This is a genomic window from Corynebacterium sp. LaCa78 (assembly GCF_046717505.1).
Lineage (GTDB): Bacteria > Actinomycetota > Actinomycetes > Mycobacteriales > Mycobacteriaceae > Corynebacterium.
Window position 1 is genome coordinate 1,242,017 of record NZ_CP177112.1, and the last position, 23,797, is coordinate 1,265,813.

At 58.9% G+C, this 23,797-nt stretch carries 22 protein-coding genes and 1 riboswitch; of the genes, 9 read left to right on the forward strand and 13 right to left on the reverse strand.

Annotated elements, in window-relative coordinates; all coding sequences use genetic code 11:
- Positions 1-5: 5 nt before the first annotated feature.
- Together ACLI1O_RS06010 and ACLI1O_RS06015 are read right to left on the reverse strand one after the other, a co-directional pair.
- Entirely contained in the window at positions 6-404 is a 399-nt protein-coding gene (locus ACLI1O_RS06010; RefSeq protein WP_284770696.1) for a YchJ family protein, read from the reverse strand.
- Entirely contained in the window at positions 404-1,564 is a 1,161-nt protein-coding gene (locus ACLI1O_RS06015) for an alpha/beta fold hydrolase (RefSeq protein WP_349838787.1), read from the reverse strand. The genes ACLI1O_RS06010 and ACLI1O_RS06015 overlap by 1 nt, the downstream gene beginning before the upstream one ends.
- A gap of 87 nt (positions 1,565-1,651) precedes the next feature.
- Between ACLI1O_RS06015 and secA2 the strand changes: the two genes are divergently transcribed.
- The 5 genes from secA2 to ACLI1O_RS06040 all read left to right on the forward strand — a co-directional run bounded on the left by secA2 (position 1,652) and on the right by ACLI1O_RS06040 (position 6,652).
- Entirely contained in the window at positions 1,652-3,943 is a 2,292-nt protein-coding gene (gene secA2 / locus ACLI1O_RS06020) for an accessory Sec system translocase SecA2 (protein WP_411706767.1), read from the forward strand.
- 85 nt (positions 3,944-4,028) lie between these two features.
- A complete protein-coding gene (gene odhI / locus ACLI1O_RS06025; protein ID WP_005279257.1) occupies positions 4,029-4,463 on the forward strand; it encodes an oxoglutarate dehydrogenase inhibitor Odhl in 435 nt (144 codons plus the stop codon).
- A 100-nt stretch (positions 4,464-4,563) separates the two neighbouring features.
- A complete protein-coding gene (locus tag ACLI1O_RS06030) occupies positions 4,564-5,310 on the forward strand; it encodes a MerR family transcriptional regulator (RefSeq protein ID WP_284782844.1) in 747 nt (248 codons plus the stop codon).
- 38 nt (positions 5,311-5,348) lie between these two features.
- Positions 5,349-5,942, forward strand: a complete 594-nt coding sequence (locus ACLI1O_RS06035; protein ID WP_284771855.1) for a bifunctional nuclease family protein — start codon at positions 5,349-5,351, stop codon at positions 5,940-5,942.
- Between the two features lie 146 nt (positions 5,943-6,088).
- Entirely contained in the window at positions 6,089-6,652 is a 564-nt protein-coding gene (locus tag ACLI1O_RS06040; RefSeq protein WP_005282882.1) for a MerR family transcriptional regulator, read from the forward strand.
- A gap of 63 nt (positions 6,653-6,715) precedes the next feature.
- Here ACLI1O_RS06040 and ACLI1O_RS06045 read toward each other — a convergent pair whose 3' ends face one another.
- From ACLI1O_RS06045 to ACLI1O_RS06055, 3 genes are all read right to left on the reverse strand, one after another.
- Entirely contained in the window at positions 6,716-7,516 is an 801-nt protein-coding gene (locus ACLI1O_RS06045) for a vWA domain-containing protein (protein WP_284771856.1), read from the reverse strand.
- 48 nt (positions 7,517-7,564) lie between these two features.
- Positions 7,565-8,377 (reverse strand): 3-methyladenine DNA glycosylase, encoded by an 813-nt coding sequence (locus ACLI1O_RS06050; protein WP_410756183.1) that lies wholly within the window; start codon positions 8,375-8,377, stop codon positions 7,565-7,567.
- Between the two features lie 67 nt (positions 8,378-8,444).
- Positions 8,445-9,752, reverse strand: a complete 1,308-nt coding sequence (locus ACLI1O_RS06055; RefSeq protein ID WP_284869699.1) for a DEAD/DEAH box helicase — start codon at positions 9,750-9,752, stop codon at positions 8,445-8,447.
- Between the two features lie 227 nt (positions 9,753-9,979).
- Between ACLI1O_RS06055 and ACLI1O_RS06060 the strand changes: the two genes are divergently transcribed.
- Positions 9,980-11,509 carry an SLC13 family permease gene (locus tag ACLI1O_RS06060; protein ID WP_284770688.1) on the forward strand — a complete coding sequence of 510 codons (1,530 nt, stop codon included), beginning with the start codon at positions 9,980-9,982 and terminating at the stop codon, positions 11,507-11,509.
- A 61-nt stretch (positions 11,510-11,570) separates the two neighbouring features.
- On the opposite strand, the gene gndA is transcribed toward ACLI1O_RS06060, so the two are convergent.
- The gene (gndA, locus tag ACLI1O_RS06065) at positions 11,571-13,022 is read right to left on the reverse strand and encodes an NADP-dependent phosphogluconate dehydrogenase (RefSeq protein ID WP_284796146.1); all 1,452 of its coding nucleotides are present in this window, start codon (positions 13,020-13,022) and stop codon (positions 11,571-11,573) included.
- 59 nt (positions 13,023-13,081) lie between these two features.
- On the opposite strand from gndA, the gene ACLI1O_RS06070 reads away from it, so the two are divergent.
- On the forward strand, positions 13,082-13,537 hold the full coding sequence (locus ACLI1O_RS06070) for a PaaI family thioesterase (protein ID WP_284796144.1): 456 nt from the start codon (positions 13,082-13,084) through the stop codon (positions 13,535-13,537).
- On the opposite strand, the gene corA is transcribed toward ACLI1O_RS06070, so the two are convergent.
- Positions 13,534-14,607: a magnesium/cobalt transporter CorA gene (gene corA / locus ACLI1O_RS06075; protein WP_005279244.1), complete on the reverse strand. Its 1,074-nt coding sequence runs from the start codon at positions 14,605-14,607 to the stop codon at positions 13,534-13,536. The two genes, ACLI1O_RS06070 and corA, sit on opposite strands and share 4 nt — an antisense overlap.
- 116 nt (positions 14,608-14,723) lie before the next feature.
- Between corA and ACLI1O_RS06080 the strand changes: the two genes are divergently transcribed.
- Positions 14,724-15,326: a class I SAM-dependent methyltransferase gene (locus ACLI1O_RS06080; protein WP_023017516.1), complete on the forward strand. Its 603-nt coding sequence runs from the start codon at positions 14,724-14,726 to the stop codon at positions 15,324-15,326.
- A gap of 4 nt (positions 15,327-15,330) precedes the next feature.
- Here the strand turns inward: ACLI1O_RS06080 and ACLI1O_RS06085 are convergent, their stop codons facing one another.
- The 4 genes from ACLI1O_RS06085 to ACLI1O_RS06100 all read right to left on the reverse strand — a co-directional run bounded on the left by ACLI1O_RS06085 (position 15,331) and on the right by ACLI1O_RS06100 (position 19,849).
- On the reverse strand, positions 15,331-16,866 hold the full coding sequence (locus ACLI1O_RS06085) for a bifunctional hydroxymethylpyrimidine kinase/phosphomethylpyrimidine kinase (protein ID WP_411706768.1): 1,536 nt from the start codon (positions 16,864-16,866) through the stop codon (positions 15,331-15,333).
- On the reverse strand, positions 16,859-17,488 hold the full coding sequence (gene thiE / locus ACLI1O_RS06090; RefSeq protein ID WP_284796141.1) for a thiamine phosphate synthase: 630 nt from the start codon (positions 17,486-17,488) through the stop codon (positions 16,859-16,861). Before thiE ends, ACLI1O_RS06085 begins: the two co-directional genes overlap by 8 nt.
- On the reverse strand, positions 17,485-18,309 hold the full coding sequence (gene thiM / locus ACLI1O_RS06095) for a hydroxyethylthiazole kinase (protein ID WP_349838783.1): 825 nt from the start codon (positions 18,307-18,309) through the stop codon (positions 17,485-17,487). Before thiM ends, thiE begins: the two co-directional genes overlap by 4 nt.
- Positions 18,297-18,390, reverse strand: a riboswitch (TPP riboswitch). Its footprint overlaps the gene before it by 13 nt.
- A 103-nt stretch (positions 18,391-18,493) precedes the next feature.
- Complete coding sequence (locus tag ACLI1O_RS06100; protein ID WP_284796138.1) at positions 18,494-19,849, reverse strand: NAD(P)/FAD-dependent oxidoreductase; 1,356 nt, start codon at positions 19,847-19,849, stop codon at positions 18,494-18,496.
- Positions 19,850-20,050: 201 nt separating this feature from the next.
- Here ACLI1O_RS06100 and ACLI1O_RS06105 point away from each other — a divergent pair, with 201 nt between their 5' ends.
- Positions 20,051-21,364 carry a class I SAM-dependent methyltransferase gene (locus tag ACLI1O_RS06105; protein WP_349838782.1) on the forward strand — a complete coding sequence of 438 codons (1,314 nt, stop codon included), beginning with the start codon at positions 20,051-20,053 and terminating at the stop codon, positions 21,362-21,364.
- Between the two features lie 14 nt (positions 21,365-21,378).
- Here the strand turns inward: ACLI1O_RS06105 and ACLI1O_RS06110 are convergent, their stop codons facing one another.
- Complete coding sequence (locus ACLI1O_RS06110) at positions 21,379-22,284, reverse strand: Dyp-type peroxidase (protein WP_411706769.1); 906 nt, start codon at positions 22,282-22,284, stop codon at positions 21,379-21,381.
- 808 nt (positions 22,285-23,092) lie between these two features.
- Positions 23,093-23,794: a YceI family protein gene (locus ACLI1O_RS06115; protein WP_239268093.1), complete on the reverse strand. Its 702-nt coding sequence runs from the start codon at positions 23,792-23,794 to the stop codon at positions 23,093-23,095.
- Between the last annotated feature and the right edge of the window lie 3 nt (positions 23,795-23,797).

Consider the following 23,797-nt stretch of genomic DNA (forward strand, 5'->3'; position numbering starts at 1 on the left):
CTGCATTAAAGCTCGCCGGTGGAATAGACCCATGCGCCATTAAGGCGCCGGAAAGACGATCGCTCCCGCTGGGAGCCCACTGCCTCGCCCTTGTAGAAGGCCTCAAATTCCACGATGCCTTCATCGTCTACAAGACCACCGCCTTCGGTATCGAGGATATCGAGGCGGTAGAACCGGATGGGGGAGTCAGCCAAGTCCAATGAGCTCGGCCGAGTCACCGGATCCCAGGTGCGCAGGAGGTAGTCCTCATCGCCGCTGACGAAGGCGCTAAAGCGTGACCGCATCAAGGCCTCGGCTGTGGGAGCTTTGGCACCGGCATGGTACTTGCCGCAGCATTCGCCAAAGCTCAGCCCGCTCGTGCAGGGGCAGCGGCGGGAATCGGCGATGGGATTGAGGGCCACCATTAGTTGGAGTCCACGATATCGGTGATGGTGGCGCCGGCGGCCATGCGCTCGACATCGGTATCACGCGCGGCTGCGCGCAGTGCATCGATATCGGAATCGCTCAAGGAGCCTTTTAGTTCGATGCGGCGCTCGAAGGAGGTGGTACCGGTCTGGGTGATGGATACGTGGACATCGTCAAGCGCAAGCTTCTTGCCGGCCTCCTTGATGGCCTGGGTGGAGGCAGCTGCCAAGGCCGACATGAGCAGGCCGGTTGCGGTAAAGCCCTTGCCCTTGCCGCCTTCCTTTTTGGTGCGGTCCGCGGTCACGGAGTGATCATTGTGGCGCACCACGACGCCGAATTTGGTGCCAGTAGCAGGGTGGGCAATGGCGGCATCCGTGCCCACTTCTTCGGGTTCATAGTCGGGAACGATAAATTGCCTGGACCAAGCCCCGATCAGATCGGCGGCGCGGGCAGCCGTCCCCTGCTTGGTGAGCAGGTGATCGGCCTTATCCAACGAGACGAGGGATTTGGGGTAGCGGGTCATGCGGAAGATATTCTGCGCATTATCGATGCCCACCGTCTGATCGATGGGGGAATGGAGGGACAATAGGGGCTTGCGCAACCGCGGTAGGTATTCTTCCGGGTTGGTTTCTGCCAAATCCTCCAGGAATTTGCGCGAAATGGTCAGGGCCCTGCCGCCCAAGACAACCTCGACCTCACCATTAGCGTCTACCTCGCCAATCTTATCCGCGTAGTGCAACACGGAGTGTGCGGGATCAAAGGGGGCGCCAATGGTGGCCACGGCCCGAATCTTTTTCATTGCAGTGGCGGCCTTGAGCACCGCCGCGCCGCCCAAGGAGTGGCCAATGAGCATCTGTGGTGCGGAATAGTGTTCTTCTAGCCAGTCCGCTGCGGCGCGGATATCGTCGACATTTTGGTTAAAGGTGGTGTCCGCAAACTCGCCTTCTGATTGCCCCAGACCGGGGAAATCAAAGCGCAGGGTGGCGATGCCGAATTCCGTTAATTGCTTCGAAGTGCGGGCCGCACCAGGGGTATGGCGCGAGCCGGCAAAGCAATGCGCGAAGACGGCGAAGGCGAGAGGGGGAGCATCAGGAAAGTCGATGGTTCCTGCCATCTCGGTTCCTCGGCTGGACGGCAGCTTAACATTGACGGATTGCATGGCACCTACAATAACGGCCCCATAGGTTCCAAGCCAGATGAGGTTGACTAGAGTCGTAGGCAGCCAGCCCCTAAAGGAGGAATTGTCGTGGGAGCATTCGATTGGTTCTGGAAAGCGATGGGCTCGCAAAGCGAGCGAAACGATAAGAAATCCAAGGCCATCGTGGATGAAGCTCGCTCCGCCGCGGAGAAATTCGCGCAGAGCGACGATGCTGCCGTGGCCCAAGCCGCCCGCGATGCGGTGCGCGGCGGCGAGGTCGCAGACAAGGCCCAATTCCTGGGTGCCCTTGCCGTCGCGTGTGAACGCACCCTGGGCCTGCACCCATTCACCGTGCAATCGCAGGCGGTACTGCGACTGCTTACCGGCGATGTCATTCAAATGGCTACCGGTGAGGGCAAGACTCTCGTTGGCGCGATGGCCGCAACGGGTTTCGCGCTGACTGGAAAGCGCGTCCACGTCGTGACGGTCAATGACTATCTGGCCAGCCGCGATGCCGAATGGATGCGGCCTGTCGTGGAATTTTTTGGGCTGCAGGTAGCCTCCGTCACGGAGGGCATGAGCGCGGATGAGCGCCGCGCAGCCTATGCGCAGAATATTATTTATTCCCCGGTCAATGAATTGGGATTTGACCTATTGCGCGATAACCAGATCACCGAACGCGCACAGACGGTGCAGGTGCCTGGCGATGTCGCCTTGGTGGACGAGGCCGATTCCGTCCTAGTGGATGAGGCCCTCGTGCCCCTGGTTCTGGCAGGAAATCGCCCCGGTGAAGCTCCCACGGGGCAAATTACCAATGTGGTCTCCCGCCTCCGAGAGAACCACGAGTACGTCATCTCAGATGACGGGCGCACGGTGCAGCTTACCGATGTCGGCGCAGCCCGCGTAGAGCGAGAGCTCGGCATCGATTCCCTTTATTCCGAGGACAATATCGGCACCGTCCTCGTCAAGGTCAACTTGGCGCTGCACGCAAAGGCGCTGTTGATACGCGATATTCACTACATCGTGGTGGACGGCAAGCTGCAGCTTATCGATGCCTCCCGTGGTCGCGTCGCCGATCTGCAACGCTGGCCCGACGGGCTGCAGGCAGCGGTAGAGGCCAAAGAGGGCTTGGAAGTCTCTGAGGGCGGGCGCATCCTCGATACGATTACCCTGCAAGAACTCATGCGACGGTACCCGCTGGTCTGTGGAATGACGGGTACTGCGGTAGAGGCCACCGACCAGCTGCGGCAATTTTATGACCTGCACGTTTCCGTGATCGATCGGAATAAGCCACTGCAGCGCTTCGATGAACAAGATCGCATTTTTGCCACCATAGGGGAGAAGTCAGCGGCCATCGTCGAAGAAATTGCCCACCTGCACGAAGCCGGTCAACCAGTGCTTGTGGGAACCCAAGACGTTGCGGAATCAGAAAATTTGGCGGAGGCCTTGCGCGATCGCGATATCGAAGTCAACGTGCTCAACGCCAAAAATGACCGCGAAGAGGCACAGATTGTCGCCGAAGCCGGCGATATTGGGCGGGTAACCGTCTCCACACAAATGGCCGGCCGCGGTACCGACATCAAGCTCGGTGGTGCCGATGAGGCCGACCACGATGAGGTGGCCGAACGCGGCGGCCTTGCCGTGATCGGCACCTCCTGGCACCGCACGGCGCGGCTCGATAACCAGCTGCGCGGGCGTGCAGGGCGCCAAGGAGATCCTGGCCTGGCGCTGTTTTTTGTCTCCCTGGAAGATGATGTGGTGCAACAAGGCGGCGCTGGGGAAAAGGTCAGCGCGCAACCTGGCCCTGGCGGGCTCATCGAATCCAAGCGGGTGCAGGACTTTGTCGCCCATTGCCAGCGGGTGACAGAGGGCCAGTTGCTAGAAATTCACGCCCAGACCTGGAAGTATAACCAGCTCTTGGCGGATCAGCGCATCATCATCGATAAGCGCCGTGCAACGCTATTGGATACGGACCAGGCATGGCAGGAACTAGCCGACCGCGCACCAGAGCGGGCCAGCGAGCTTGCGGATATCCCGGAGGTAGTGCGCATCCAGGCAGCGCGCGAAATCATGCTGTATCACCTGGACATGGGCTGGGCAGACCACCTCGAACTGCTCGATGATGTGCGCGAATCCATCCACCTGCGCGCCATCGCGCGCGAGACCCCGATCGATGAGTATCACCGCATTGCGGTGCGCGAGTTTAAGGACTTGGCGCAGCGGGCGGTGGATCAGTCAGTAGAGACCTTCAGGCAGGTGCCTATTGACTCTGAGGGGGCACACCTTGCAGACTCTGGGTTGAACCGTCCAAGCGCAACGTGGACCTATATGGTCTCTGATAACCCCCTTGCGGGGCAGGGAAATTCCGTGTTGAGCGGCATCGGAAACATTTTCCGGTGAAATAATTGCCCACTGAGAGATCACAGACTCGGAAGAGTCGCTATTATTGGTATAAGTAACTCAAAACTAATCCCCGGAGGTAACAATGAGCGAGAACACCGGAACCCCGGAACCACAGGTGGAGACCACCTCTGTATTCCGCGCTGACCTGCTCAAGGAAATGGAAAATGGCACCAAGGGAACCGATACCTCTGCGGTAGGTACGGAAAACCTGGAAGATGGCCAGGCGTTGCTCGTCGTCAAGCGCGGCTCCAATGCCGGTGCCCGCTTCCTGCTGGATCAGGACACCACCACGGCAGGGCGCCACCCAGAGGCAGATATCTTCCTGGATGATGTCACCGTTTCCCGCCGCCACGCCGAATTCCGCAAGAACGATGACGGCCAATTCGAGGTAGTAGACGTGGGATCCTTGAACGGCACCTACGTCAACCGCGAGCCGCGCAATTCGCAGGCGCTCGAGGTTGGAGATGAGATTCAAATCGGTAAATTCCGCCTCGTATTCATCACCAAGCAGGACTAAAACTGCAGCAGACAAACCGTTTTGCCGGACTCGGTTAAAGCGGTTTAGTCTCCTTTTTATATTTAACGACTACTGAGACACCTGTAAAGAGATAGACACAGTGAGCGCAGCAGAATCCGCGGCGGCATCAGCTCGCCGCAAGAGCCCGAACACGAAGAAGGCTAAGACCATGTCCATTGGCGTGGTCTTAGAAACGCTGAATCAGCAATTTCCTGATGTCACTGTGTCTAAAATCCGCTTCCTCGAGTCAGAGGGGCTAATTTCTCCCCAGCGCACTGCCTCCGGCTACCGCCGGTTCACGCAGGAAGACGTGGATAGGTTGCGCTATATCTTGACCACCCAGCGGGATAATTACACCCCGCTTAAGGTTATCCGCGAGCAGCTGGAAGCAATGGATTCCGGCCAGGTCACCGCCATTGTTTCTGCTGGCAATGCGGAGACCTTACTGTCCCCGCAACAGTTCAAAGCACCCGCGGTAACGCGCTTGACCGATGCCGAGGTAGCAGAGCAAGCCGGAGCATCCGAGGCGGATATTGCCACCTTTATCAAGGACAAGCTCATTAAGCCGGATGCCGCGGGATTTTTCAATACCGATGATGTGGCCATTGCTTCTGCCGCAGTTGCACTGCAGGCTTTTGGCTTTAGCTCTAGCCAGCTGAAGTCCCTGCGAAATAGCGCCCGCCGCCAGGCGGATTTAATCTCCCAAGTCGCGGCCCCCGTAGCGCACTCGAATTCCGATACCGCTCACCAGCAGGCAGAAGAACTGTCCCAGCAGATGACGGCGCTAGTGGTTTCTTTGCATGCCACCTTGGTAAAGACGGATTTGCGCCACGAATTTAACGGCTAACTCACCATGGCTGCCTCCCATGTGGGAGAGTGGTAGCTATGAGTGATGTAACCCTTGAATTTCACGGCATTCACCAGCTTGGGCCAGAAGATGATGTCTGCGCACTGCTGCGTTGGCCCGAAGACAATCGCCTCATTCCCGTCTGGCTTTCGGCCGTAGACGGAATCCAATTGGCTACCGTTTTTGCTGACCAGCGCCCGAACCGCCCCACGACCCACGATCTTCTGTGCGAGGTCTTGGAGGCTGCAGGTGGCGTCGAGGCCATCGAGATTGTCAACCACCATCAAGGCACCTTCATGGTGGATATTCAGACCGCGCAAGGTGAAGTTTTTGATGCGCGTGTAAGCGATGCCTTGGCGGTAGCCGAGTACTTTAAGGTGCCCATCGTTGCCGAATCTGCGCTCTTGGCGCAGGTATCCGTCTTCGCCAGCGAGGAGGACATCAAGGAATACTTCGACCTCGAGCTTCCTACCCCCACACAGGACTGGGAAGACAGCGATGCCTCCTCCGCCGAGGAAAGCACCTCTGCATCCGGAAACGCGCAGGCCGATGCCGATTTCGAAGAGATGATGCGCAGCCTTGGCATGGATGAATCCGATTTCCACACGGGGGAAGAAGACGAAAAAAATTAATGACACGCGTGTGACTAATGGTGACAATGTGGTTTTTAAAGTCTAAAGTTGTACTCGAAGGTTAAGCAAGCACCGCTTGACGGGGGTGTGCGCTTGGCATTTAATTGATCTTTAGAGCTTCCAACAAACCCCATTGGAGTAATTACGTGAGCATCACCGAGGACACTCAGTCCGAGTCCCAGTACGTCCAAGAATCCCTCTTTGATGTGGGACCGGACGAAGAAGTGGGGTACCGCGTGCCCATCGCCTGCCAGGTTGCTGGCATCACCTATCGCCAGTTGGACTACTGGGCACGCACCAACTTGGTCAACCCCTCCATTCGCACCGCCCGCGGCTCGGGTTCACAGCGCCTTTATTCTTTCAAGGACGTCTTGGTCCTCAAGATTGTCAAGCGCCTGCTCGACACCGGCATTTCCCTGCAGAATATCCGTTTGGCCGTGGAATCGTTGCATGACCGCGGCGTTAACGATTTGGCTGAGCTCACCCTCGTCTCTGATGGCACTACCGTGTACGAGTGCCGCTCCAATGATGAGGTCATTGACCTTCTCGCCGGCGGGCAGGGTGTCTTCGGCATCGCAGTGCCGGGAATCTTGAAGGAACTGTCCGGCACGATTACGTCCTTCCCCGCAGAGCGCATCGAGGAATTGCCCGATGACAACGTGGTTGGCTTGGATGAGCTCGCCGCTCGCCGCAACCGCAAGAGTTCCTAAGTCTTCTTAATAAGTTCTCCCTCCAGACCCCAGCTCACGGGGGTGGAGGGAGAACTTTTTTGTTTAAACCCCAGCGGCCTTATCCATCGCGGCGTTGAGGTCCTCCTGCGTACCCGCATCGACGCTAGTGAAGTTGTCAGCGGCGTTCTTTAGCTGTTCATCGATAGCCCCTGGGCCCACGTGGACGACGGATAGCTCTACGTTGTCTGACTTCGCGCCGTCAAGAGCGGCGGCAAACTGGGCATCGTCCATATCGAGCTCGGTGCCCGTTGTCACGAGGAGCACCCGTGCCTTCCGGTTGGTACCGGCGGCCTGATCCGCAGCGGTGTTCAGCGCGGCAATTGTGGCGCTGCGCGATTGCGGCACCCCACCGGTGCCGAATGCCGCGAGCGTATCCGGAACCGCAGCGCCATTGCCGAATCCGAGGTTATCGCGGTAACCCACCGACGCGGCCTCCGAAATGGGGGACGAATAGTTCCACAAGGCTACCTGGCTATTGTTGTCACTCAATTTTTCCGCGGTGCCAGATAGCGCCTGTTGCGTTGCATCAAACATCGCGGTCATATTCGCAGAAGTATCAACGAGCAGGAGAGTATTGGGGGCCATCTCCACGGTGGAAGAGGAAGCCGAGCCCGAAGCCTCTTCGCCGTCGTCCGGCGTACTCGGAGCGGAGGAGGAGACTCCTGGGCTGCTTTCCACAGGGGATTGGGACGCGGTTTCTGCGGCCGTAGGCTCTCCAGAGTCATCCCCAGCGCGCAACAGGAAAATCAACGGTGCGATGACGGCAAGGATTGCGATGATGATAACCGCGATAACCCAGCCAGCTAGTGCGAATCTGTTTTCCCCGTTTGAGTGCCGTGCCATGTAGTGCCTTTCTCCAAAACTCCCGAGCCAGCGCATGATGCGTTTAATCTAGTGTAACTGGCAATAAGCCCTTTCCATTACTGCGACAAGCCGCTCGCGCAGCGGTTGCGCTCGCTGCGCGAGGCCCCGTTGACGGTTGACATACGTCGCCTTGCCCTCTGGTGTTTCAATAGGAACTACCCCAAGGCCCCAATTACGGCAATCGTACGGGGAGGCCTCCATGTCAAGGATGCGGGCATCGATAGCCAGATCCAGGCAATCGAGGAAGAGATCACCTGGGACCAGGGGGCCGAGCTTCCACGCCCATTTATAAAGGTCCATGGTCACGTGCACGCAGCCTGCTTGGTCATTGGCAGGTTGATCCTCACGGTGGAGCACCGTCAGATTGAGCGGGCGCGCCGGCAGAGTAAAGAAACGGAACGCATCATAATGCGAGCACTTTAGGGAATGAGTATCAACGACGCGGTTGGTTCCTTCTGCGCCTAAGCGCAGCGGGAGATCATGGCGTGGGGAATCGGTGTGGTAAACCATCGCCCATTCATGCAGACCAAAGCAATCAAAGTGCACCGGGTTGGTGGCAGAGCGCCGCAGCAGATCCAAGATATAGTCAATCGAACTTCCGCGCCGTTGCATATAGGATTCCACGTCCACGGTGATGCCGTCCGCAGTCTCGTGGTAATCGCGCCAGCTAGCCTGCGGCGCGTTACCCTTGAGCGCCGTGTCGATGCCCGGGTGCCAGCGCTTTAGGTGCGATGGGCGGACAGGGTAGTACTCAAAGAGGAAATCAAATACGGGATGATAGCTGCCCGGATGGCGAAACCTCTCCAGGCGGTCCGCCGCCCTACGCTCGTGCTCATTCATGCGGGTTGTCCAGTCAGCGGTAGATAAAACCTGCACGCGCGAATCCTCCTTTCTATTGTGCTAGCGCTTAGCGACGCCGCCCCTTACCCCTCCTGGCTCCACCAACCTGCCGCTTTTGTTGGCGTGGGGGTTGATTCTTTTGTTGCTGGCTCGCGCCGTTAGACCCGTCTTGGCCCGGCGGTGGAAGGGCCGGGCCGTGCGGCTTGCGGGCACCGGTGACCGTGCGCAGCTCAGGAGCACCGGCCGGATTTTCGCGGTGGGAAATATCGTGTTCGGTAGCGCTCACACCGGCCTTCTTGATGAGGGTAGCTACCTCTGAGCGCTGTTCATCGGTGACCAAGGTAACCACCGTGCCTGTTGCACCGCCGCGCGCAGTACGCCCTGCGCGGTGGAGGTAGGCCTTGTGTTCTGCAGGCGGATCCACGTGGACGACGAGTGAAACGTCTGCAATATCGATGCCGCGCGCCGCGATATCGGTGGCAACCAGGACTGGAATGGAGCCATCGGCAAAGCCAGAAATGGCGCGGGTGCGCGCGCCCTGGCCCTTATCCCCGTGCAGTGGATAAGCGTTAATGCCGGCACGCCGAAGCTTTTTCACCTGCCTATCCACGCCGTGCTTGGTACGCATGAACATGATGGTCTTGCCTGCGCGCGCGGCGATGCGCATAACCACCTCGTTGCGAGCGGGGCGATCACCCACGAAAAACAGGTGGTGCGACATCGAATCCACCGCTGCGGCAACTGGAGCAGTGGAGTGGATCACGGGATCGTGCAGGAATTGCTCGACCAGCTTATTAACATCCCCATCGAGGGTCGCAGAAAAAAGCAGCCGCTGACCGGTGGGTGGGGTGTAGTTTAAAAGCTTGCGCACCTGGGGAAGAAACCCCATATCGGCCATCTGGTCTGCCTCATCCAAGGTAGTGATCTGTACCTTGTCAAAGGACAACTTGCCTTGTGCGATGAGATCCTGAGCGCGACCAGGTGTGGCGACTAAGAGGTCCACTGGACGCGCCAGAGAGCGGATGTGGTGGTTGATATTGACGCCGCCGACCACCGCGAGAACGCGCAGCCCTAATGCGGCGGCGGGTTCATCGAGGCGTTGCTGGATCTGCGTCGCTAACTCGCGGGTGGGGGCGAGCACGACCGCGCGGGGCTGGCCCGGGGTAGAGGCGCCCGAGCCAGCCAATCGGGCCAATGTGGGAAGCCCAAAGGTAAAGGTCTTTCCGGAACCGGTAGGCCCGCGGCCAAGTACGTCTTTGCCTGCGAGTACATCCGGGATGGCTGCGGCTTGGATGGGAAATGCTTCCGTGATTCCTTGGTTGTGTAGAACGTGAACCACGCGCTGAGGTAAGCCGAGTTCGGCAAAAGTAGTCATCGTTGGGCAATTCTAACCGGTGGGTGCGCAAAATCCTGCATCGGGCAGCGCACGATTGGTGGACCACCGTACAAGTGAGAAATCCCATAGTAAAAATAGGTCCCTACTTTAGGTATTTCACTGGTTATTACCTAACGTGGAAGGTGGTGCTGGGAAGCACGCAAGATTTATTCCTCCACTCACAGGCCCCTTCCAGGGCCATTACGAACTGTTAAGGAGTCGTCTCCATGGCTCAAGCACAAGCAACCGCAGCCAGTTCTTCTTCCCACTCCTCGCCACAGGAATCAACTGAGCCCACGAAGAAGGAGAGGTATCACCTTGACGCCGTGTGGTTCGCGCTGGCCTTCGTGGCCTTAGCGGCCGTCTTAGTTATCCCGATCCCGGGACTCGACTGGCCTGCCAAAGTGGCTCTGGGCATGCTGGCCTTCGCGGTGATCATGTGGGTGACCGAGGCCGTGAGCTATCCGGTAAGTGCCCTGCTGATCGTCGGCCTTATCTCGCTGCTTTTGGGGCTTGGGCCGGATCCAGAATCCGATGGCATCTACGGCACCTCCAATGCCCTCAAGGTCGCGATGACAGGATTTTCCTCCTCCGCGGTAGCACTCGTGGCCGCGGCACTGATCTTGGCCGGAGCGATGCAGGCTACGGGCTTGCATAAGCGGATTGCCTTGTACGTGTTGAAGATCGCGGGGGAGAAGACCTCCCACATCGTTATCGGCGCCATTGCGATTGCCATCATCTTGGCCTTCTTCGTTCCCTCTGCCACCGCGCGTGCGGGCGCCGTAGTGCCCATCTTGCTCGGTATGGTAGCCGCCTTCGGCTTGTCCTATGAGTCGAAGCTGGGCGCCTTGCTCGTCATTACCGCAGCGCAGGCCGTATCGATCTGGAACGTGGGCATCAAGACCGCCGCCGCACAAAACCTCGTGGCGGTGGGATTTATCGAGGATCAAATGGGGCAGTCGGTCTCGTGGGGCCAATGGTTCATTTGGGCCGCGCCGTGGTCCATCCTGATGTCCATTGCGTTGTATTTCATCATGCGCGCCGTCATCAAACCGGAAACGGAACGCATTGAGGGAGGAAAGGAGCTCATCGCCAAGCAGCTAGAGGACCTCGGGCCCACCTCACCGGAAGAGAAAAGGCTCATCGGATTTTCCCTTCTCCTGCTCTTCTTCTGGGCCACGGAGGGACTGCTGCACCCGATTAGCTCGGCCGTCATTACTGCGGTGGCCGTTGCCCTGATGCTGTTACCGAAGATCGGCGTGTTTACCTGGCCAGAAGCGCAAATATCCGTGAGCTGGGGTACCCTCATCGTCTTTGCCATTGGCATTTCCCTCGGCTCGTTCCTGCTGGATACGGGCGCTGCCACGTGGTTATCAGAAAAGACCTTTGGGCTTATGGGGCTGGATTCGCTGCCGATTCTGGCAACTATTGCATTGGTATCGCTATTTAATATCCTGATCCACTTGGGCTTTGCCTCTGCTACCTCGCTGGCCTCCGCGCTCATCCCGGTCTTTATCGCCTTGGCCGCCACACTGGATGTGCCCAACGGCGGCATCGGCTTCGTGGTCATCCAGCAGTTCGTCATCTGCTTCGGGTTCTTGCTGCCCGTCTCCGCGCCGCAAAATATGCTGGCCTATGGCACCGGCGCCTTTAGCACCAAGCAATTCCTTCGCTCTGGTATCCCGCTGACCATCGTCGGATACCTGCTCATCCTGCTGCTCTCTGCCACCTATTGGGCGTGGCTCGGCTTGGTCTAACACCAGGTACTAAAAAGGGAGGGCCTGCACGGTGCAGGTCCTCCCTTTTTATATGCAGCGCTTAATCCGTCTGCGTCAGGCTGCGATCACCGGACCACTCGACGTGGAAGGTGCCGGGCTTGTCGGTGCGCTTGAAGGTGTGCGCACCAAAGAAGTCGCGCTGGCCCTGGATAAGGGCGGCGGGCAGGCGGGTGGCGCGCAGGCTGTCGTAGTATGACAGCGAGGAGGCAAAGACCGGAGCCGGCAGGCCCATCTGGGTTGCAGCGACGACGACGCGGCGCCACGGTTCGATGAGGTCTTCCAGCTCACCCTTGAAGTAGGGATCCAGGATGAGGGCGGGAAGCTCTGGATTGGTATCAAATGCCTCGCGGATGCGGTCCAAGAACTTAGCGCGGATGATGCAGCCGCCGCGCCAGATGGTTGCTAGGTCGCGCGGATCGACATCCCAACCGAATTCGGTGGAACCAGCCTTGATCTCATCGAAGCCCTGGGAGTAGGCGATGAGCTTGGCGGCATACAACGCACGGCGAACGTCTTCGATGAAGGCATCCTTGTCGATGTCGAAGTCCGCGTTCGTGCCTGCTGGAAGCTGTCCCTCCTGCGCGGCGGCGCGCTGCTGGCTCGAAGAAGACAGTGCGCGGGCAAAGACGGACTCGGCGATACCAGTAATTGGCACGCCCAATTCCAAGCCATTGATGGCAGTCCAGCGGCCGGTACCTTTCTGGCCGGCGGCGTCCAAGATGACATCGACAAGCGGGGCGCCCGTGTCCGGATCCTTCTGGGCCAGTACCTCGGCGGTGATCTCAATGAGGTAGGAGTCCAGGTCGCCGGAGTTCCATTCCTTGAAAATCTCCGCAATCTCGGCAGGCTCCATGCCAGCGCCGTAGCGCAGCAGCTGGTAGGCCTCGCCGATGACCTGCATATCGGCGTACTCGATGCCGTTGTGGACCATTTTGACGAAGTGGCCGGCGCCATCCGGGCCGATGTGGGTCACGCACGGGGTGCCATCGACCTCCGCGGCGATGGACTCCAGGATGGGGCCGAGGGTCTCCCAGGACTCAGCCGGACCACCAGGCATGATGGATGGGCCGTTCAAGGCGCCTTCTTCGCCGCCGGAAATGCCAGCGCCCACGAAGTGCTTACCGCGCTCGGCCACTTCCTTTTCGCGGCGAATGGTATCCGTAAACAGCGCATTGCCGCCATCGATGATGATATCGCCGTCATCCATGGCATCGGCAAGCTGGTCAATGACCGCATCGGTGGCCTTGCCCGCCTGCACCATGATGATGGCCTTGCGGGGGCGCTCCAAGGAAGCCACGAAATCCGCGATGGACTCGGAAGGAATAAAGTTTCCTTCGTCGCCGTGGGCCTCAATGAGGGCGTGGGTCTTTTCTGGGCTGCGATTATAGACGGCGACGGTATTGCCATTGCGGGCAAAGTTGCGGGCCAGGTTGGAGCCCATTACCGCTAGGCCGACAACACCAATGTGCGCAAGTTCGTTCTTTTCAGTCATGGTGCCTATCCTACGTCACCGCCTCACTTTCGCCGCGCTGGCGGCTAAGCTTGAAGGCTATGTCAGATACCCAGATACTCAATGACTTACTCCATACCGCGCATACGCGCCTGCTCAACGAGGAGGAACTGGAGAAACTAAATTCGGTTAACGGCGGGCTTGCTGAGTTCATCGGGCTCACCTTCGACCGCGTGGGCCCGACCGAGGCCCGCGCACACCTCACCGTGACCCCTCAGCACCACCAACCGTGGGGCGTGGCGAATGGCGGGCTATATTGCACCATCGCGGAAACGGTGGCCTCCCTTGCCAGCGTCGCGGCTGCCGATGCCCCAGCGATGGGGGTCAATAACTCCACGGACTTCATCAAGGCGACAGGTGAGGGCGAGCTAGAAGCTGTGGCCACCCCCATTCAATTGGGCACGCGGACCCACGTGTGGAGCGTAGAAATGTGCCAAGGAGACACCCTAGTTGCACGCACCACGCTGCGCACCATGATTATGGCTGAGCGCAGCTAGAGCCAGTGGTTCTTCCGGAACCACGCCCACAGGCCGCCCACGACAGCGACCATGATGATGATTGCCATGGGATAGCCAAAGGCCCAGTGAAGCTCCGGCATGATATCGAAGTTCATGCCGTAAATACCGGCGACGAGGGTCGGCGCGGCCCACATACCGACGACGGCCGAGATCGTGCGCATATCCGAGTTTTGCTGCATGGTGACCTTGGCCACCGAGGCATCAATAAGCGAGGTCAGGCGTTCATCGAAGCTGGCGACCAAGTCATTGACCACGAGCTCGTGGTCATAGACATCGCGCAGGTAGGACCGGATCTGCTTAGAGATGAGATCCTTGTGATCCGAGACCATCGCCTTTAGCGCCGCAGACAGCGGATAAATGGCGTGCTTCATCTCCAAGACTTCGCGCTTGAACATATAAATGCGGTCGACGTCGAATTTGAGGTTCGGGGTAAAGATTTCCTCTTCGAGTTCATCGACTTCATCGCTAATCAGGCGGGCGACCTCGGAGTAGCGGTCCACCATCATGTCCAGGATCTTCCAGGCCATGGCGACGGGGCCGAGCTCCACCAGGTCCTGCTCGTCTTCGACCGTGTAGGCCAGATTGGGCAGCTTCGCACCGTGGCGAACGGTAATGATGAAGTTAGAGCCCATAATCATCTGGATTTCGCCCGTGGAAATAATCTGGCGCTTATCTTTCACCTCATCGTGGTCGCGGTAATTCACCGAGCGGGCCACCACAAAGAGCTGGTCATCGTAGCGCTCCAGCTTCGGGCGCTGGTGGGCCATGACGGCGTCTTCCACGATGAGCTCGTGGATGCCAAATTGCGAAGCGATCTTCGTCATCTGGGATTCATAGGGCTCATGCAGGCCCACCCAGACGAACCCGCGGCCGTATTCCGCCACGGTTTCCAAGGCGGAATGCGCGGAATACTCGCCGGGCAGGGCCTCACCATCGACGAAGACGCGGCAGTGCTCAATGGCGCGCTCCGCGGGAACCGGCGGGAAGGAGGGCTGGCTAGGAGGCGTGGATTTCTTTCGGCCTCTAAAGGGCGTGGGTACGGACGGCATCGTTTCAGCCTCCTTTGCACGGTAGTGCGGATAGTAACGCAATCAAGTAGTAAAACGGGCCACGTTTTACGCAGCGGGTAAAGCTTACACCGACGGTGGGTAATATAATCGAATCTATGCCAACGTGGAAAGAAGTTACCGAAGCCAATCCCGCCCACTCCCATAATTTCGCCCGCAAATGGAAGATGCTTGAGGCGCAGGGCAAAGACATTCATGGGGAGGCCCGGCTTGTCGATGCCATGGTGGAACGCAATTCCACCATCCTCGACGCCGGCTGTGGAACCGGCCGCGTCGGCGGGGAATTGCTGCGCCGCGGACACAGCGTGGTGGGCATTGACGTGGATCCCATTTTGATCGAACACGCCGAACATGACTTCCCCGACGGCGAGTGGTTCGTCGGGGACCTGTGCACGGAAGAGGTTCCTGAAGGCCCCTTTGACTTGGCTGTTTCCGCAGGAAACGTCATGGGCTTTTTGGCCGTGGATGGCCGCGAGGAAGCCCTGCGGAATATTTTTAACTCGCTGACCCCCGGCGGGCGCTTCGTCACCGGCTTTGGGGAAGGCCGCGGATGGGACTTCCAGGACTTCCTCGATATGGCGCAGAAGGTGGGCTACCGCGTTGACTTCACGTTTTCTTCCTGGGACATGAAGCTATTTTCGGAGCATTCCACCTTTTTGGTCGCCGTGCTATCCCGCCCGGGTGCGGACCTCTTGGCCTAAGGCCTTAAAAGCGCCGGTCCGCTTGGTCGAAGAAATCGACCTCGTGGATGCTGGCGCTGATAAAGGCGCGCTCGGCACGGGTCCGAGTGGCCTCATCCGCCTTTTCTAAAGTTTCCTCCACAATCTTGATGCTCTCGCGCACCCCGGCGAGGAAATCTTCCCCGCCGTACACCTCCAACCAAGCATGGTAGGGGTGATCGGGCGAGTCGAATTCCGCCAAGTGCAGGCCTACCTCCGCATACAGCCAGTAGCAGGGAAGTACCGCCGCGATGCCAACCGCATAATCATCCGTGTGCGTGCTGCGGATGAGAAAATCCGTATAGGCACTGGTGACCCGCGATGGCGCCGTAGTAGCAGAATCCTTCAACCATCCGCGGTGCAGTTCAGCCTCCTCCGCGAGGCATTCGTAGGCGCCCTGCGCCCAGTGCAATTGCTGTGCGGTATCGGGCGCTTGGCTGGCCAGGCGAGCCAAGGCCTTCGAGTAGGACGCCAGGTATTGCGAATCCTGATCGAGGTAGAAGCTGAAAACATCGTTGGCAAGTGCCCCGGACCCCAGCTTCTGAATAAAGGGTAGTGCCTTTACCTGCTCCCAGTGCTCCGCCGCGATATTCCACAGGCGCTGCGTGTACGGGCCAGCGGCCGCTACTCGCGGCTGATCGGCATTTTCTACCTCTTCCAATGGCCCGGACAAGTGAGGAAGCGGTACCGAGGACGCAGCCCGCATCAAGCGCTGCGGGCGGTGCAGGTGGTCTACCGGCCCGCTGCCTTTGCCGACGGCCAGCGCATCCGCGTTGGCAATCGCCTCGTGCAGCCAGTCCGTGGACCACTCTAGGGCGGTGGCGGCATCATCGCCTGCACCTAGCCGCGTTGCTAGGGCAGAGGAGAGGGAGCAGCCCGTGCCGTGGGTATTCTTGGTCTGCACTCGAGCCGATTCCACGCGGTGAACCTTGCCATCGGCAGTGACCACGGCGTTATCGGCAATCGCCGAGTCAAGGTGCCCGCCCTTGACGATGACCGCCGTATCCGCCTCAGCGGCCCACGTCTTAGCCACCTCGATGGCACGGTCCAAATCCGTGGCTTCCTCCGTCTGTGTCAGGACGGCCAGCTCCTTGAGGTTGGGCGTGATGACATCAGCTCGGGAACACAGCTCGCGCACCGCCTTTTCCGCCGCGGGGTCCAAGAGGCGGTCGCCACTGGTGGCCACCATGACCGGGTCCAAGACCACGGGGACGGACGGGGCGATCTGGTCGAGGAACGTGGATACGAGGTCGGTGATGGGGGCATCGGCCAGCATGCCGATCTTGATGGCATCGATGTTTACGTCTTCGCGGACGGAATCCAGCTGCTCTTGGAGGAAATCCAGCGGCGGGACGTGGACGCTGCGCACGCCCTGGGTATTTTGGGCCACCAGCGCGGTGACCACGCTCATTCCATACCCGCCCGCGGCGGCGATGGACTTCAAATCGGCCTGGATGCCGGCTCCGCCTGTGGGATCGGTTCCAGCAATCGAGAGAATACGGGGGGAGGTTCCTTTAGCCACAGTAGGCCTCCTTTAGGTTGTGTGCTGCCGCTGCCGGGTCATCGGCAGCCATAATGTCGCTGACCACGCAGATCCCTGCGAAGTCGCTTGCAGAAAGTTCGTGGGCATTGTGTGCCTTGATGCCGCCGATGGCGACGGACTCGATGCCGCGTTCGCGCGCCGCGGTGGCAAGCCGCCTGGCGGCCTCGGCACCGATTCCCGCTGGCGCATTCTTCTTGGTCGCCGTCGAGTGAACCGGGCCGATGCCAATGACATCGGGGGCCTCCTGCGGGTCAATGGCGTCCAGCTCTTCCCGCGTGCCCACAGAAAGCCCGATGAGCTTATCGGGGCCAAGCAGCTCCCGTGCTTGGTGTAAATCCATATCGTTTTGGCCAATGTGCAGGTGGCAGCCTACCTTGGCCGCTACCTCGACACGGTCATTGATAAAAAGCGGTACGCCGCCTAAGACCTTCATGAGTTCGCGGGCGGTAGCCTCGACCTCCTCGTCGCTGGCCTCCTTATCGCGCAATTGCACGACGGTAGCCCCGCCGCGAACCGCCTCTTGCACGATGGGAACGACCTTGTCCCGCCCGCCGGCGAGCTCAGGATCGGTGATGAGATACAGCGTCCAATCGATGCTCATGACAGCTCCGCAACGTCTGCGACCTCGGAGGCAGAGATCCGCTCCTCGATCCCACCGGTGGACAGCTCATACAGCGCATCGAGCCAGGCAACCGCAAAGGAGCCGGGCGCCGTGGATTTCTCCGCGGCAACGCTGCCTGCGGCCCCCACATGCGCATGCGCTGCGATGATCGCTGTGAATGGATCCTCCCACGCTGCCAGGTAAGCCGCGCAGATAGCGCCCAGCGAACAACCCGTGCCGATGACGTTTTGCAGCATCGGGTGTCCAGACTCGAGGCTTACCGCACGCGGCGTTTCGCCTGTCTGCACGATGAGATCCGTGGGGCCAGACACGGCAATTACGGCTCCAGTATCCCGGGACAGTTTGAGCGCTGGTTCCAGTGCCGCCTCCACGCCATCGGTAGATTCCACGCCGCGCCCGCCGGCTCCGGTTCCGGCCAAAGCGATGATTTCGGAGGCGTTGCCGCGAATCGCCGTCGGGCGCTGCGGCAAGACTTCATGCATGAACTCGGTGCGCTTTTGCAGACCACCCGCGCCGACGGGATCGAGGACCCACGGGTTTCTAGCCGCGGTCGCACCGGCGATTGCCTCTCGCATGCCGGCGTATTGCTCGGAATTCGGGGTTCCGCAATTGATAAGCACACCGCTGGCGATCTTCGCAAAATCTTGCGACTCATCTGGGGTATCTACCATTGCCGGGCTGGCGCCGATGGCCAAAAGCGCATTGGCAGAAATATTGCTGACGACCTTATTGGTCAAGCACTGAATAAGTGGAGCGGTATCGCGCACCGCATCGTGGGCACAGAGAAATGAACAATCCACAACAATCCCTTCGCTAGTTCTAACTGAGAGCAGGTTCAATGGGTGTATCTCAGCCACTGCGTGGCACCCCATGTTGTAATGCCCAAGCCTAACAAAAATGGGAAAATAGGAACGAAAACCACAAAAGCCGCCGCCCACAGCCCCATAGCGGGGTAGTAGGACAGCGGCTGGTGCCGAGGAGAATTTAGTTCTTCTTCTCTTCTTCTGCCTCATCGATGAGGTTGCGGGCGATGCGCTGCTGGGTAGTAATCTCCAAGTTGCCGCGGTTGCGGGAGAGGATATTAGCCGCCCAGTTGACCAATACGGCCAAGCGGCTGCGTAGACCAACGACGTAGGTCAGGTGCAAGGCCAGCCATGCCAACCAGCCTGGGAAGCCGGAGAATTCGGTCTTGCCCAGCTTCACAACGGCATTGAAGCGGGTCACGATGGCCATCGAGCCCTTGTCGAAGTACTCGAAAGGTTCCTTTTCATCGGCCGTGGACTCCTCGTCCACCTTGGTCTCGATGAGCTTGGCGACGTGCTCGCCACCCTGAATTGCCACCTGTGCCAAGCCCGGCAGGCGGTTCAGGGACATCATGTCACCGATGATGTAGACGTTGTTGAAGTCACCAACGGTCATGTCATCGTTGACGGAAACGCGGCCCGCGCGGTCAGCCTCGACTCCGGCCTGGTCAGCGACCATCTTGCCCAGTGGGGAAGCGGAAACACCAGCGGACCAGATCTTGGTCGCGCCCTCGAGGGTGACCTCTTCCTCGGTCTTCATGTTCTTGTAGGTTACGGAGTCTTCGTTGACATCGGTCACCATGGCGTTCAGGCGAACGTTGACGCCTTCCTTCTCCAAAGTGCGCTGAGCACGGCGGCCGAGGCGCTTGCCAAACGGCGGGAGCACTTGCGGCGCACCGTCGAGCAGGTAAATCTTTGCGGCGGAGGTGCCGTAGGTGGAGTAGACATCGCTAAGCGTGCGGTTAGCCAACTCAGCGATCTGGCCGGTGAGCTCCACACCGGTTGGGCCGGCACCGACGATGATGAAGGTGAGGAGGCGCTCGCGCTCAGCGGGGTCATCGGTAAGCTCAGCTTTTTCGAAGGCGGAAATGATGCGGGAACGCAGCTCCAGGGCATCATCCAAGGTCTTCATGCCAGGGGCAAACTCCGCGAAGTGGTCATTGCCAAAGTACGACTGGCTGGAGCCAGCAGCGACCACGAGGGAGTCATAGGAGTAGGTGCGCGAAAAGTCATCGAGCTCGGCGGTAACCGTCTGGTCCTCCAGGTTAATGTCGGTCACGTTGCCGTTGACAAAGTCCACATTATCCTGGTTGCGCAGCAGCTGGCGGGTCGAGGGGGCAACCTCACCAGCGGAAATCATGCCGGTAGCCACCTGGTAGAGCATTGGCTGGAACAGGTGGTGGTTCTTCTTATCGATGAGGGTGATCTCAACATCGGCGTTCTTCAACTTCTTCACAGTGTTAAGACCGCCGAATCCACCGCCAACCACGACGACGTGGTGACGGCTTCCGTTTGGACGATAAGGGGTATCAGTCATGGAATTAATGCGACCTTCCTCGAGAAAGCTTATTTAAGTACCCGTATAGTGTAAACGCTCGTTACATAACGTGCATACTTGATACCCATTTACATGCGTTTCAGGTTTCCTTTCATGCGGAGCGCCTTAACCGAAACCGCTCAGAATCTGGCTAAAATAAGCCCAACCGTGACCCTTGCACCCAGGAGCGCTCCCCAAACCATGAGTTTTTCCACCCCCGAGCATCTACGCTCCATCGACGCGGAGGCATGGCCCAATATCGCGACCGTGCCATCGCAGCGCTGGGCGGCGCTAAAATCCCGCCGGGCCGAGGCAGAATTCGCCAAGGCCTGCGATAATGCCGGCTTGGAACTGGAACTCGATGCTGCTGGCGGCCCCGATTTGAAGATAGGCCACGATGCATTATTCGAGCGAATCGCCGCCACCGGATGGTTAGGCTTCGCCGAAAGCTATATGGCAGGCGAGTGGACCGTCTCATCCTCCACCCAATTAGTGAAAGTTTTAGGCAAACTCCTGCAGGTGGGGTATCTTCCCAAACCGCAAGGGGTAAGCGTGCGCGATTCTGAGCCAGGGGAGCTGCCTCTCGACCTAGTGCGCCTCTATGCTGGCGATGGTCTAAGCCACGTTGGCGGGATCTTCTCCAGCGGCGTGCCGACGACGATCCGGGAAACGGTCGAAAGCTTTAGTCCAAAGGCCGGCGGCAGGGAACCGAAGAGCCACTTTGTCGATGTCACCACGGTGAGCGAACCCACCAACGTAGACCGGGATGACTTGGGCGAGGCGCAGCGTAGGGCGGCGGATTGGCTTCTCGATGCCACCCGCACCGGCGCCGGCACCCACCTTCTGGTCTATCCCGCGGCCGGAATGCAGGCCGCGATACGCGCTACCAAACGCCGCGCCACTGTCGATGTCCTGACCAGCGATGTTGAACAAATCACCCAGATGCGCGAGGCGCTTGTCTTCGCCGGAACGGAGGACTCTATCCACGTAGAGCGGATTCCGGATTCTGTTCCGAGCCCGAAGCAATGGCGCGGGCACTACGATGCGATCATCAGCGTGGAAAAGTTCGAGCAATTAAGCCAGCGAGAGCGCAAGGCCTATATCCGAGTCCTCGACCGATTCCTTACCGCAAACGGTCGGGCGGCTTTTCAATCCATCGTGGCCACCGAGTCCATGTCGGAGGCTGCCCGAGCATCCTTGCAGGCCATGCGGGCCTATATCTGGCCAGGACTCGACTATCCGCTGACTATGGACGTGCACCGGCTCGTAGATAAGAACTCTCACCTGCGCATCGTGTCCGAAACGCACGTGGGCAGCCACTATATTGAATCCCTGCGCCAGCAGCGATCCTTTTTTGATGGGCACCTTCGCGAGGCCGCCGCTGCCGGCTTTGATCCGGTTTTCCGCAGGTTATGGACCTTCCAATTCGCACTTCGCGAGGCGCTCATGACCCTCGGAATGATCGATTCCGTCCAATTCGGCCTGACCCACCGCAATCGCGGCGGGCGCCGTTAGGCTTTCTAGTGCTTTTAGTGCGGAAGCTCGTCGAATTCGTCTAGCAAATCGACGCTCGGGACGAAAAAGTTCGTTCCAGTCAGGGCGGTGGAGAAGTCCAGGATTCGGTCATAATTGCCTTCGGGATCGCCGATGAACATATTGCGCAAACGCTCGTTGATATCTTCTGGGTCCTTGGCATATCCGATGAAGTAAGTACCCATCTCACCTGCGGCAAAGGAACCAAAGACCATGTTCTCGCGGTAGATATCTTCCTCGAGGTCATTGAGAGCGACGTGGGAATTTGATGGCTGTGTATCCTCATCGAGCTCCACGTCATCGGCCTTGGTGCGCCCGATAACGCGTTCTTGCTCTTCGGTGCTGATGCCGCTCCACTTATCTAGGTCATGCGTGTATTTTTGCACAGTGACGTAGGAGCCGCGGGGATAATCGGCGTCATCGGCAAGCAGCACTGTCTCTAGGGCTTCCTCGGGGAGGGGATTAGCGGTGCCGTCCACAAAGCCCAGGAGATCGCGCTGGTCCAGGTACTTGAAGCCCTGGGTCTCATCGATGACGGTGGCGGCATCGCCCAGCTGACGCAAGACCTGGCGCGCCATCTCGTGGCAGAGGTCATAAGTATTCGCGCGGAAATGCAACAGGATATCGCCGGGCGTGGAAGGCGCCTTGTACGCGCCCTCGAGCGGCTCGAACTCCTTGAGCTTGTCCGGCCGGGGAGCGCTGGTGAGGCGTGGCCACATGGACGCACCGATGCCAACGACTGTATACAGCTCGCCCTCATTGTGGCGGAAATTGACTGACTTGAAAGTATCGCCAAATGCGGAGAGCATGTCCCGAGTGGCTTGCTCGCCGCCTTCCGCAATGTCCAAGACCAGGAACAGGGCGGCGCGGGAAGGCTTAGTGACAACGCGTTGAATAGTCATGAGTTCCAGCATATGTGTTGGCTTTCGGCGGTGCACGTTTGGTGTCGTGTGCCGGCGTGGCTTGCTGGCATGGCCTGCTGGCGTGATGCGATGGCATGGCGTGATGCGTTTTTGCAAATAGTGAGCCGATTTGGGCGTTTCGAAGGGCACTATTTGTAAATTTGGAACAAACTGCGCCCGGAGTGGCTTTGCCATTCTTGGATGAAAGGCCTTGGCACGATGGGAGGGGCGTTCATGGATCTAAAATGACATAATGTACATTATCGGACAATAATGGAGATATGGAGGTTAAGTTGAGGGTGGTTTGAGCATAATCCCTTAGGCTCGTGGATTCGGTCCGGGGTTTGGCTGGCCCACCTGTTGGCGCGCGCTAAGACCTTGAGAGACTCGAAGGTTCTGTGGCCAAGGTGGGCTCGACCCCTAAGCTGCCAGAGCTTAGATTCGCTGAAGCGAGCCGTGCTTGAGAATTCGCTTCGGCGAGGCTCGTGTGGGGTGTCTGGCAAGCGGCACGCCACGACCTCGGACGGCTCGGACATCCGATTGGGCGCAGATTCGCTTCAGGCGGGCCTTTCCTGCCGCTGGACCTTGGCGCACTTATACCCCGTCATTTAGTCACCGTGACGTTAAAACAAGAGGAACGCTATTGATTTTTGTAGGCGCTCCACAGCTGCCAGATGGTTAATACGGCTAGCAATGCTGCAAACGCCGTGACTAGCCACATCTGTTGAACCGCAACGAAAATCGAGAAAGCTATGACGACTACGAGGCGGAACCACAGTACGGAAATTAAACGTCGAGAATTCACGGTCTAGTCCTTATTCAAGGAGATGCGCAGGTTGATCTCGCCGTCCTCGGCAACCTTTGCCGCCAGCATGTCTGGCGTCTCCACGTTGTAGTCCAGGCGGTTGATCGGAACGTCTCCGCCAATGACGATATCGTCACCGTCGCGCAGGACATCGAACTCGTGGGTGATTTCCTGCGTTTTATCCTTGATCGTGAGGTCACCAGTGAGCTTAACGGAGCCGATGGTGCCGTCTTCGGGGACATCGGCAAGCGAGGCGGGCTTAGTAAGTGTGAAGGAAGACTCTGGGAAGTCTGAAGTCTTAAAGAGCTTGGACTTCATGTTTTGGTCGCGGACCTTCTTGTCCGTGGTGAGGGCATCCATATTGACCGTAATGGTGGCGGATTCCAGCGTGGAATCGGAAATCTCCGCCTGTCCAGTAACCTCTGTGGTCGATCCAGAGGTGGACGTCCTTTCCGCCGGTAGAACCTCGTCGAAGGTAAAGCCCACCGAAGTGTGGTTATCGGCGCGGCCCTTGGCCACGGACCAGGAACCGTCGAGCGGAGTCGAGGCTGCCTTGGCGCCATCGGCAGTCACGGGCTCCGTCTTGACGCCGCCGCTTTTGAAAAGCGAGTACACAATCGGGCCGATAGCTACGGCGGTAAGCACGAGGATTAAAACCACGAAGATGGAAACGACGAGTTTCCGGTTATAAAAAAGCTTTTTCATCTA